Origin of the sequence: Streptomyces gardneri (genome assembly GCF_006539185.1) — a bacterium.
Classification (GTDB): Bacteria; Actinomycetota; Actinomycetes; order Streptomycetales; family Streptomycetaceae; genus Streptomyces; species Streptomyces gardneri.
Genome location: NZ_BJMN01000070.1, coordinates 24,233 through 34,311, shown reverse-complemented (window position 1 = coordinate 34,311; position 10,079 = coordinate 24,233). Strand labels below are relative to the sequence as shown.

At 73.8% G+C, this 10,079-nt stretch carries 10 protein-coding genes; 3 read left to right on the top strand and 7 right to left on the bottom strand.

The window, feature by feature from the left end; translation table 11 throughout:
• Positions 1 to 46: 46 nt before the first annotated feature.
• Entirely contained in the window at positions 47 to 121 is a 75-nt protein-coding gene (locus SGA01_RS43010) for a 50S ribosomal protein bL37 (RefSeq protein ID WP_099895366.1), read from the bottom strand.
• Positions 122 to 217: 96 nt separating this feature from the next.
• On the opposite strand from SGA01_RS43010, the gene SGA01_RS37275 reads away from it, so the two are divergent.
• Positions 218 to 898, top strand: coding sequence for a hypothetical protein (locus tag SGA01_RS37275; RefSeq protein WP_229918488.1), 681 nt, complete (start codon positions 218 to 220; stop codon positions 896 to 898).
• A 34-nt stretch (positions 899 to 932) separates the two neighbouring features.
• Here SGA01_RS37275 and SGA01_RS37270 read toward each other — a convergent pair whose 3' ends face one another.
• A complete protein-coding gene (locus tag SGA01_RS37270) occupies positions 933 to 1,487 on the bottom strand; it encodes a GNAT family N-acetyltransferase (protein WP_141302556.1) in 555 nt (184 codons plus the stop codon).
• Positions 1,488 to 1,551: 64 nt separating this feature from the next.
• Positions 1,552 to 2,721, bottom strand: coding sequence for a cobalt-precorrin-5B (C(1))-methyltransferase (locus tag SGA01_RS37265; RefSeq protein ID WP_141302568.1), 1,170 nt, complete (start codon positions 2,719 to 2,721; stop codon positions 1,552 to 1,554).
• Positions 2,722 to 2,733: 12 nt separating this feature from the next.
• On the opposite strand from SGA01_RS37265, the gene SGA01_RS37260 reads away from it, so the two are divergent.
• The gene (locus tag SGA01_RS37260) at positions 2,734 to 3,465 is read left to right on the top strand and encodes a cobalt-precorrin-6A reductase (RefSeq protein WP_141302554.1); all 732 of its coding nucleotides are present in this window, start codon (positions 2,734 to 2,736) and stop codon (positions 3,463 to 3,465) included.
• 2 nt (positions 3,466 to 3,467) lie between these two features.
• Here the strand turns inward: SGA01_RS37260 and SGA01_RS37255 are convergent, their stop codons facing one another.
• A complete protein-coding gene (locus tag SGA01_RS37255; RefSeq protein ID WP_167534271.1) occupies positions 3,468 to 4,877 on the bottom strand; it encodes a fibronectin type III domain-containing protein in 1,410 nt (469 codons plus the stop codon).
• A 150-nt stretch (positions 4,878 to 5,027) separates the two neighbouring features.
• Here SGA01_RS37255 and SGA01_RS37250 point away from each other — a divergent pair, with 150 nt between their 5' ends.
• Positions 5,028 to 6,578, top strand: coding sequence for a serine hydrolase (locus SGA01_RS37250; protein WP_141302550.1), 1,551 nt, complete (start codon positions 5,028 to 5,030; stop codon positions 6,576 to 6,578).
• 1 nt (position 6,579) lies between these two features.
• Here the strand turns inward: SGA01_RS37250 and cobJ are convergent, their stop codons facing one another.
• Genes cobJ through SGA01_RS37235 form a run of 3 tightly spaced genes read right to left on the bottom strand, consistent with a single transcriptional unit; the run spans position 6,580 to position 10,018 of the window.
• On the bottom strand, positions 6,580 to 8,079 hold the full coding sequence (gene cobJ / locus SGA01_RS37245; protein WP_141302548.1) for a precorrin-3B C(17)-methyltransferase: 1,500 nt from the start codon (positions 8,077 to 8,079) through the stop codon (positions 6,580 to 6,582).
• Positions 8,076 to 8,711, bottom strand: a complete 636-nt coding sequence (locus SGA01_RS37240; protein ID WP_055642570.1) for a precorrin-8X methylmutase — start codon at positions 8,709 to 8,711, stop codon at positions 8,076 to 8,078. Before SGA01_RS37240 ends, cobJ begins: the two co-directional genes overlap by 4 nt.
• A gap of 14 nt (positions 8,712 to 8,725) precedes the next feature.
• Entirely contained in the window at positions 8,726 to 10,018 is a 1,293-nt protein-coding gene (locus SGA01_RS37235; RefSeq protein ID WP_141302566.1) for a ferredoxin-like domain-containing protein, read from the bottom strand.
• Positions 10,019 to 10,079: the final 61 nt, after the last annotated feature.

Below are 10,079 nucleotides of genomic sequence, written 5' to 3'. Positions count from 1 at the left end.
GGGGCCCCGGGGAGTCCGATCCCCGGGGCCCCGCCGCGTGTTCCGCTCAGGCGTTCGGCCGCTTGCCGTGGTTCGCCTTCTTCTTCTTGCGGGCCCGCTTCTTGTTGCCGCGCTTCGCCATGGGGATGCCTCCCTTTCCGGTGGGGGTTCCTGCGCTGTCGAGCCTAGGTTCGGGGCCGGGGGCCCGCATGTCGGTGCCACGGTCTTGAATGGACCCGTGACCGTCTACGACGTCGCCCGGGCGCTGCCGGGCATCGAGGAACTGCGCGACCACTCCCGAGGGCTCGCGATGCTGGAGGCCGTGCTCTGCCCGGAGTGGGAGAGCCGGTACTACTCCTTCGACGCGCACTGGTCGGAGAGCGAGCAGCTGGCGTCGATGAAGGACGGCCAGGGCGACGAGTACACGATCGTCCTCTCGTCGGCGGGGGCGTTCGCCCGCGTGTTCGCGCACGAGTCGATGCTGAGCCCGTTCGGGGAGCTCGCGGACGGGCAGACCTGGCCGGGCGTGCTCGACGGGGTGCCGGAGGCCTTCCGGGAGTACCTGACGGAGCCCGCCTTCACGGACGAGGACGGGGTGCACGTGACCACCGCCTGCCTGTGGCGCGAGACCTCGGACAGCGCCTGGCACACCGGCCGGGTCGAGTTCCCCGACGCGGGCGACGACCGCGAGGACCCGGACGGCTCCGGCCGTCTGCTCCACCTGCTCGTGGACCGCTCGGCGGAGGCGTACGCGGAGTGGGCCTCGGACTACTACGAGACGAAGGTCGACCTGGAGGCCGTACGCCACGTCCTGGCACTGCGCCCGCTGACGGCGGAGGTCGTGGCGGCCCTCAACCCGGACGTGGGGCTCGCCGACCTGGCCGAGGACGTCGCGGAGATCGGCTACCCGGTCGCGTAGCCGTTGCTCGCGACGTGGGGCGCCGCATCCGGGCTCACGCCCGGCCGGCGCTCCACTCCGGCGCCAGGACCGACATCACCGTCGCGTCCACCCGCTCGCCCTCCCACAGGAGCGCGCCCCGCAGGACGCCCTCCGCCGTGAAGCCGGCCTTCTCGTAGGCGCGGCGGGCGCGGGGGTTGAAGGCGTACACCTCCAGGTGGATGCGGTAGAGGCCGAGCGCCTCGAAGCCGTGGCCGACGATCAGGCGGGTCGCCTCCGTGCCGAGGCCCCGGCCGACCGCGTCCGGGACGAAGACGGTGCGGAAGGAGCAGCTCTCGTTCTGCTCGTCCCACTCGTTGAGGACGACCTCGCCGACGACCCGGCCCGTCGCCCGCTCGACGACGGCGAGGTCGAGCCGGTCGTCCTGGGCACCCCGGGAGCCGTACCACCGGCGCAGCGCCGGTTCGTCGAAGCGCGTGTGGCTCCCGGTCAGCCGGGCGATCTCCGGGTCGTCGAAGAGCGGCAGCAGCGCGGGTACGTCGTCCGCCGTGACGGGGCGGAGGACGACGAGGTCGCCGGTGAGGGTGGGCTTGTGGAGGAAGTCGGGCATCCGGGCATTCTGCGGGCCGACCGGGGTGACTGTCGCCCGGATTACGCGCGCCGACGGCGCCCGATCACGCCCCCGGCCCGGCCGTCCCCGGCCCGGCCGTCCCCGACCCTGGCGTCCCCGGGCCCGCGGCCTCCGACCGCCCCACGACCGTCCCCGCGCGGTCGATGCAGATCACGTCCACCGCGACCGGCGCGCCCCGCAGCACCGCGAGGGCCTCGTCGCGGGCACGGGCGGCGACCAGGTCGCCCAGGGGGACGTCGGCGGCCTCGCAGAGGCGGAGGGCGGCGAGGCCCGTGTTCGCGCCGGCGATCTCCTCCGCGAGGGCCTCGGACGCGCCTCCCGTGCGGGCCAGGTCCGCGAGGAAGCCCTTGTCGACCTGTGAGCGGGCCGAGTGCAGGTCCAGATGGCCCGCGGCCAGCTTGGAGAGCTTGGCGAAGCCGCCGCAGATCGTGAGCCGGTCCACGGGGTGGCGGCGGATGTACTTGAGGACCGCGCCGGCGAAGTCGCCCATGTCGAGGAGGGCGATCTCCGGCAGGTCGTAGATCTCCCCGACCGTCCGCTCGGAGGTGGAGCCCGTACACCCGGCGACGTGCGTGAGGCCGCCCGCGCGGGCCACGTCCACGCCGCGGCGGATGGAGTCGATCCAGGCCGAGCAGGAGTACGGGACGACAACGCCGGTCGTGCCGAGGATCGACAGGCCGCCGAGGATGCCGATCCGGGGGTTCCAGGTGGAGCGGGCGATCTCGGCGCCGTTGTCGACGGAGACGGTGATCTCTACGTCGCCGGGGGCGCCGTGCGCGGCGGCGACCGCCGCGACGTGCTCCCGCATGAGCTTCCGGGGCACGGGGTTGATCGCCGGCTCGCCCACGTCGAGGGGGAGGCCGGGGAGGGTGACCGTGCCGACGCCCTCGCCCGCCCGGAAGACGACGCCGGAGCCGGGCGGCAGGAGCCGTACCGTCGAGCGGATCACGGCGCCGTGGGTGACGTCGGGGTCGTCGCCGGCGTCCTTGACCACGGCGGCCATGGCGGTGGCGCCCTCCAGCGACTCGGCCGTCAGCGCGAACGCCGGGGTCTGGCCCTTCGGCAGCGTGATCGTCACCGGGTCCGGGAAGTCACCGGTGAGGAGCGCGGTGTACGCGGCGGTCGTCGCCGCCGTCGCACAGGCACCGGTCGTCCACCCGGGGCGCAGACCGGTGTGCTTGAGTTGGGCCTCGCGCCCGCCGCCCGACGTCACGAAGAGGCTCCTGTGCACATACTCATTCTCGGCGGGACCACCGAGGCCCGCGCGCTCGCGGGGCTGCTCCATGGGACGGTCCGCGTGACCAGCTCCCTCGCGGGGCGGGTGGCGAGCCCCCGGCTGCCGGCCGGCGAGGTGCGGATCGGCGGTTTCGGCGGGGTCGACGGACTGGTGGCGTGGGTGCGCGAGCACGCCGTGGACGCGGTCATCGACGCCACCCATCCCTTCGCCGAGCGGATCAGCTTCAACGCGGCCCGGGCGGCCGCCACCGCCCATGTTCCCCTGCTGGCGCTGCGGCGTCCCGGCTGGGTCCCGGTGGACGGGGACCGCTGGGTGTCCGTGCCGTCCCTCGACGCGGCGGCCGGCGCCCTGGACGGCCTCGGCGACCGGGTCTTCCTGACGACGGGCCGCATGGGCCTTGCGGCCTTCGCGGGCCGCCCGGAGTGGTTCCTGGTCCGCTCGGTCGACGCCCCGGACGCCCCGATGCCGGCCCGCACCGAGATCCTCCTCGACCGGGGCCCCTTCACCCTGGACGGCGAGCGCGACCTCCTCGCCCGCCGCCGGATCGACGTCCTGGTGACGAAGGACAGCGGCGGCGCGGCGACGGCCCCGAAACTGACCGCGGCCCGCGAGGCGGGCATCCCGGTCGTGGTGGTCCACCGCCCCCCGGTTCCGGAGGGCGTACCCACGGCGGCGACCCCGGAGGAGGCCGCCGCCTGGGCGATGGCGCTGCCCGCCTAGGGCTACGGGGCCTCGGGCGTGCCGAGTTCGGTGACCTCGACCCAGTTCACGGCCGGGTCGCTGACGGCGAGCATGTTGTTCCACTTGTCGACCGCGATCACGGCGTAGATCACCGTCTCGCCGTCCACATCGCTCCCGTGTAGGAAGGAGGAATCGTCGGGCCCCAGGTACTCGACGAGGTGGGCGCTCCAGAACGGGTTGCCGTCGCCGTCCACTTCCTGGACGGCCTTGTAGACCTGGACGTGCTTGACGTCGGGCTCCCGGTTCGGCGTCCATTCCAGGAAAACGCCGTCCTCGCGCGGGGTCGCCTTCATGCCGGTGATCGGCGCCGGGGCGACGCGGTCGCCTTCGGTCGTGAGCGAGACCGCCGCGGCGGCGGAGACGTTGCCCGCGCGGTCCACGGCCCTGACGGTGAACCGGTACGTCGTGGCCAAATCGACCCAGTGGTCCTTGTACTGGGTGTCGGTGACCGTGTCGACGAGGACGCCGTCGGCGTAGACGCGGTACGACGCCACGTCCGTGGCGGAGGGCGCGGTCCAGGCAAGCGCGATGCGCGGGCCGCTGTACACCTCGGCCTTCAGGCCGGTCGGCGCGCCCGGAGCCGTACGGTCCACGGACGTGATCGGCAGGTCGACGGTGCCGATGGACTCGTTGCCCGCCTTGTCCACGGCGCGGATCTCGTACGCGTACGCCTGACCCGTCGGCGGGGGGCTGTTGGTGAAGGTGGTCGTGGTGAGCGGGGTCGTCGTGCCGCCGACGCGGGACCAGGCGGTGGTGCCGGTGAGGCGCCGGTAGACGCGGTAACCGGCGAGGTCCATCTCCTTGTTGGCCGTCCAGCGTGCGGTGACCTTGTTGAGGGTCTTGTCGTACGCGACGGTGAACCCGGCCGGTGCGAGCGGCCGCACCTTGTCGACCGTCGCCGAAGTGCGGGGCGTGTAGGCGACCTTGACGTTCGCCGCGCCCGTCCAGGTCGCGTAGTGCACGACGATCGTGTGGCGGCCGGACGGGATCGTGAGGTCGACCGTCTTCTTCTGGGTGGTGGAGTTGTTCTTCCAGAGGTCGATCTTGCGGACGCCGTCGAGGCTGACGCGGATGCCGTCCTGGGCTTCCGCGGTGAACGTGAAGGGGCCGCCGGAGCCGAAGTCGCGGCTGAGGGTCCAGCGGACGCCGAAGTTGTCCTTGGGCAGCGTGGTGACGGCCGGGTCGCCGAGGCCGTAGTTCTCGGCGATGACGCTGTCGCAGGTGGTCAGCTTGGGCGTGCCCGTGAGGGTGGTGTTGGCGTAGTAGTCCGCCTTCCACAGCGGGGACGCGCAGGTGACGGCCGCGGAGGCCGGGGTGGCGGTCAGCAGGCCGCCGGATGCGACGAGGGCGGCCGTGGTGGCCAGCGCGCTCAGTCGGGTACGAGTGATCACGAAGAGTGGGGCCCTTTCCGGACCTGCGGGAAGACAGATGATGCGTGGGGGAAGGGCGGTGCGGGTGGGGCCGGTGTTCCGCCGGAGGCGCACTCTACCGGCGGGTTCCTTCCGCGCGACAGGGGATTCGGCGCGGCGTTCAATGGAGGGGTGAGTACGGTCCGCTGGCTGGTCACAGCGGGGCTCGTGGCGCTCCTGGGCGCCGCGCCGAGCCCCTCGCCCACCCCTGAACCGCCGCCGCCGCAACCGCCCCCCGTGCTCGACAAGGCGGACGTGGATCGCGCGGTCGGTCGGCTCGACGCCACCGTCACGGACCTGATGAAGCGCACCGGTGTCCCCGGGGTCTCCGTCGCCGTCGTGTACGAGGACAAGGTCGTCGTTGTCAAGGGATACGGGGTCCGTGAGGTCGGCAAGGCGGCCCGTGTCGACGCCGACACGGTCTTCCAGCTCGCCTCGGTGTCGAAGCCGATCGCGTCCACGATCGTCGCCGGGGCCGTCGGCGTCGAGGGATGGCAGCGGCCCGTCGCCCCCGAACTGCCCGAGTTCCGGCTGAAGGACCCGTGGGTGAGCTCCCATGTGACGGTCGCCGACCTGTTCTCGCACCGCAGCGGCCTGCCCGACCACGCGGGCGACCTCCTGGAGGACCTCGGCTACGACCAGGAGTACATCCTGTCCCATCTGCGGTACGAGTCCCTCGCACCGTTCCGCGCGAGCTACGCGTACACCAACTTCGGTCTGACGGCGGCCGCCGAGGCCGTCGCCGCCGAGAAGAACGTGCCCTGGGAGAAGCTCGCCGAGGACACCCTCTACAAGCCCGCCGGGATGAACGACACCAGCTCCCGCTTCGAGGACTTCGCCGCCAACCCCGACCGGGCCCACGGCCACGTCAAGATGCCCGACGGGACCTGGAAGCCGCGGTACGTCCGCGACCCCGACGCCCAGTCACCGGCCGGCGGCGTCAGCTCCTCGGCCCGCGACATGGCGGTCTGGCTGCGGCTCCAGCTGGCGAACGGCGAGCTCGACGGCCGCCGGATCGTCGCCGAGGACGCCCTGACCCTCACCCACCACCCCGAGGCCGTCGCCTCACCGCCCCGCGCACCGGCCGGCCGCACCGGCTTCTACGGCCTCGGCTGGAACGTGTCGTACGACGACGAGGGCAGGCTGCGCCTCTCGCACACCGGCGCGTTCGCACTCGGCGCGCACACCAACGTCACGATGCTGCCGGGCGAGCAGCTCGGGATCGTCGTCCTCACCAACGGGGCGCCGGCCGGTGTCGCGGACGCCGTCGCTCTCGACTTCTTCGACGTCGCTCAGACCGGCGAGCCCAGCAGGGACTGGCTGCCGCTCGTCAACGCGCTCTACGAGCAGGAGGCGGACGCCGGGAAGTCCACCACGGACTTCGCGAAGACACCCGCCGACGCCACCCCCGCGAAGGCCGCCGGCGCCTACACCGGCACGTACGCCAACGACTACTACGGCCGGCTGACGGTGGCCGAGGAGAACGGCGGTCTGGTCCTGCGTCTGGGGCCGGAGCCCCAGACGTACCGGCTCACGCACTACGACGGCGACACGTTCAGCTTCCCGACGCGCGGGGAGAACGCCGTCGGCCCGACCGGCGTCACGTTCTCCCCGGACGGGAAGACCGTCCGCGTCGAGTACCTGGACCAGGAGGGTCTCGGTACCTTCACCAGGACCGGCTGATTCAGCCGTACCGGCGCGGCGTCCAGGCGATCGTCCGGCCGTCCGCCCGCTCGACCGCCCGCGTCTGCGAGGAGCCGACGAGGAGCAGGGTGCGCATGTCGACCTCGGACGGGTCCAGGGTCTTCAGGGTCAGGACGCGGACCGACTGCTCCGGGCCGCCCACGTCGCGGGCGACGACCACCGGGGTCTCCGGGGCGCGCAGTTCGAGGAGGAGGTCGCGGGCCGCGGCGACCTGGTGCGTACGGGACTTGGAGCCCGGGTTGTAGAGGGCGATGACCAGGTCGGCGCCGGCGGCGGCGCGCAGCCGGGCCTCGATGACGTCCCAGGGCTTGAGGCGGTCCGAGAGGGAGATCGTGGCGTAGTCGTGGCCGAGGGGGGCGCCCGCCGCTGCCGCCGCCGCGTTGGCGGCGGTCACGCCGGGGAGGACCCGTACGGGCACGTCCGCGTACTCCGGTTCGCAGGCGACCTCCAGGACGGCGGTGGCCATGGCGAAGACGCCCGGGTCGCCGCCGGAGACGACCGCGACCTTCCGGCCGCGCCGGGCCAGGTCGAGCGCGAACTCGGCGCGCTCCGACTCGACCTTGTTGTCGGAGCCGTGCCGGATCTGCCCGGGCCGCAGCTCGGGCACCCGGTCCAGGTAGGTGGTGTAGCCGACGAGGACGTCGGCGTTGACGAGCGCGCCGCGCGACTCGGGCGTCAGCCAGGGCGCGCCGGCCGGTCCGGTGCCGACGACGACGACCTCGCCCCGCTCCCGCACGGGAGGCTCCTGGTCGATACGGGAGGGCAGGACGGCGACCGAGAAGTACGGGACCGACTCGGGGTCGATCTCGGACAGGGTGCCCGTCCGCTCGCCCGACATGAACGCCCGCTCCACGTACCGGGCGTCGTCGAGGCGGCCCGCCCGCTCCAGGGCGCGCTTCACGGTGGGGAAGGTGCGGCCGAGCTTCATCACGACCGCCGAGTCGGTGCCCGCGAGACGGGCCGTCAGCTCGTCCTCCGGCAGGGTGCCGGGGATGATCGTGAGGACCTCCTCCGCCTCGCACAGCGGCTCGCCGAGCCGGGCGGCGGCGGCGCTCACCGAGGTGACGCCGGGGATGACGGTCGTGTCGTAGCGGTCCGCGAGCCGCTTGTGCATGTGCTGGTACGAGCCGTAGAAGAGCGGGTCGCCCTCGGCGAGGACGGCGACCGTGCGGCCGGCGTCGAGGTGCGCGGCGAGGCGGGCCGCGGCCTCCTCGTAGAAGTCGTTCAACGCGCCCCGGTAGCCGCCGGGGTGGTCCGTGGTCTCGACGGTGAGCGGGTACATCAGCCGCTCCTCGACGTGGTCCTCGCGGATGTGCTCGGCGGCGATGGAGCGCGCGATCGAGCGGCCGTGGCGGGCCGAGTGGTAGGCGACGACGTCGGCGGCGGCGATGGCCTTGACCGCCGCGACCGTCATGAGGTTCGGGTCGCCGGGGCCGAGCCCGACCCCGTACAGCTTGCCGGTCGTGTGCGCGGTGCTCATGCCTGGATCTCCGCTTCGTGAGCGATCGCGTTGATCGCGGCGGCCGTCATGGCGCTGCCGCCGCGCCGGCCCCGTACGACCAGGTAGTCGAGGTCGAGGACGTTCTCGGCCAGCGCGTCCTTGGACTCGGCGGCGCCGATGAAGCCGACCGGTATGCCGAGGACGGCGGCGGGCTTCCCCGCGCCCTTCGCGATCATCTCCAGGAGGTGGAAGAGGGCGGTGGGGGCGTTGCCGATGGCGACGACGGAGCCTTCGAGGCGGTCCCGCCACAGTTCGAGCGCGGCGGCGGAGCGGGTGGTGCCGAGTTCGGCGGCGAGGCCCGGCACGGCCGGGTCGGAGAGCGCGCAGAGCACCTCGTTGTCGGCGGGCAGCCGCTTGCGGGTGACGCCGCTGGCGACCATCTGGGCGTCGCAGAGGATCGGGGCGCCGGCGCGCAGGGCCTCGCGGGCGTTCGCGACGACCTGGGGCGAGTACGCGATGTCCTGGACGAGGTCGGTCATGCCGCAGGCGTGGATCATCCGGACCGCCACCTGGGCGACGTCGGCGGGCAGGCCCGCGAGGTCCGCCTCGGCGCGGATCGTGGCAAAGGACCGGCGGTAGATCTCCGCCCCGTCCTTCTCGTAGTCGAACATCCTGTTGCTCTCGCTCATCTCGTCGTGCGGGCCGTGGTCACTGCGTCGGGCAGGGCGGTACGGGGGGTGGGGGCGCCGTCCACCAGATAGGCGCCGTCGGCGGTGGCGACGACGTCGACCCAGGTGCCGTGCGGGTGCCCGCAGCGGCGCTCACACCCGGAGTAGTGGACGGGGAGGCCCCGCGTGGAACCCGGGGCCGCGTCCGCGCGGACGTCCGCGAGGGACTTGGCGCAGCCCGGCCGCCCCGTGCAGGCGCTGACGCCGGCCCAGGGGGAGACGGGGTGGGTGATCAGCCCGTGGGAGTCGAGGGCGGCGAGCCGGTCCTCGGACGGCCCCGCTCCGACGACGACCGCGCCGCGCCACGGCGTCAGCCGTACCTCCTCCGCGGGCAGCAGCGCGCGCAGCTGGGCGGCGGTGAGGCGGCCGAGGGGCGCGAGGACGTACAGGGAGGTGGGGCCGAGGGGCCCGGGGGTGAGCGGTGGGCCGTAGACCAGCAGTGAGTCGGCCGCCGTTACGGGCTCCGCCGCGATCCCCGCGCGGTCGAGCGCGCCCGCCACGTCAGGGGCGCACCCCTCGGGCAGCTCCCGCACCCGCCAGGCGCCGGTCCCGGCCGTGCGGGCGGCGTCGAGGAAGGCCTCGGCGGCGGCGAGCGCGGCGCGGGGCGCGTCGGCTCCGGCGACCCGCCAGGCCCGCCCACCGACGTACAGGCGCGCGGCGCCCGGCTCCTGCGTGACGCTCGGCTCCTGCGCGGCACCCGGGTCCGGCGCGGTGCTCGGCTCCACTGCGACCAAGGTCACATCGCCGCCGAGGCCCGCCACGTCGGCGCGGCCGTCGTCGAGGACGAAGAGGAAACGGCCGGAAAGCGCCGCTGCCCAGGGCTCGGCGCAGAGCAGGGCGTCCAGCTCGCGGGCCCACAACTGGACCTCGGGGCCGCCGAGTCCGTCGAGGCCCGCGGCGGGGGAGGCCACGATGTTGCGCACGCGCTCGTGCGTGGGGGAGGGCAGCAGGCCCGCCTCCGCGAGCAGCGCGGCGAGCTCCGCCCCGCACTCCTCCGCGAGGCCGCGCAGCTCCGCGTTCCCCCGGGAGGTGAGGCTGATCCGTCCGTCGCCGAGGGTCTCCGCGGCGGCCGCCAGCGTCTCGACCTGATGTGCCGTCAAGCGTCCTGCGGGCAGCCGCAGTCGGGCCAGCCGGCCGTCGTCGGCGGCGTGCAGGCGCAGCGCCCCGGGGCAGGCGTCGCCACGGTCCCGCTTGCGCGCTTCGTCCCGTTCGGGAGTCGAGGGTGGGGTGGGCGGCATGGCGGCGAGCATACCCACGGGGAACCAGGCCGCCACCGAGTGTGATCCGGCCGACTCCACGGCCCGCCCCGTG

Bases quoted from the DNA above. Each gene is read 5' to 3' on its own strand.
- SGA01_RS37270 (WP_141302556.1), bottom strand. From the start codon at position 1,487: ATGCCCGACTTCCTCCACAAGCCCACCCTCACCGGCGACCTCGTCGTC.
- cobJ (WP_141302548.1), bottom strand. From the start codon at position 8,079: ATGAGCACCGCGCACACGACCGGCAAGCTGTACGGGGTCGGGCTCGGC.
- SGA01_RS37240 (WP_055642570.1), bottom strand. From the start codon at position 8,711: ATGTTCGACTACGAGAAGGACGGGGCGGAGATCTACCGCCGGTCCTTT.
- SGA01_RS37235 (WP_141302566.1), bottom strand. From the start codon at position 10,018: ATGCTCGCCGCCATGCCGCCCACCCCACCCTCGACTCCCGAACGGGAC.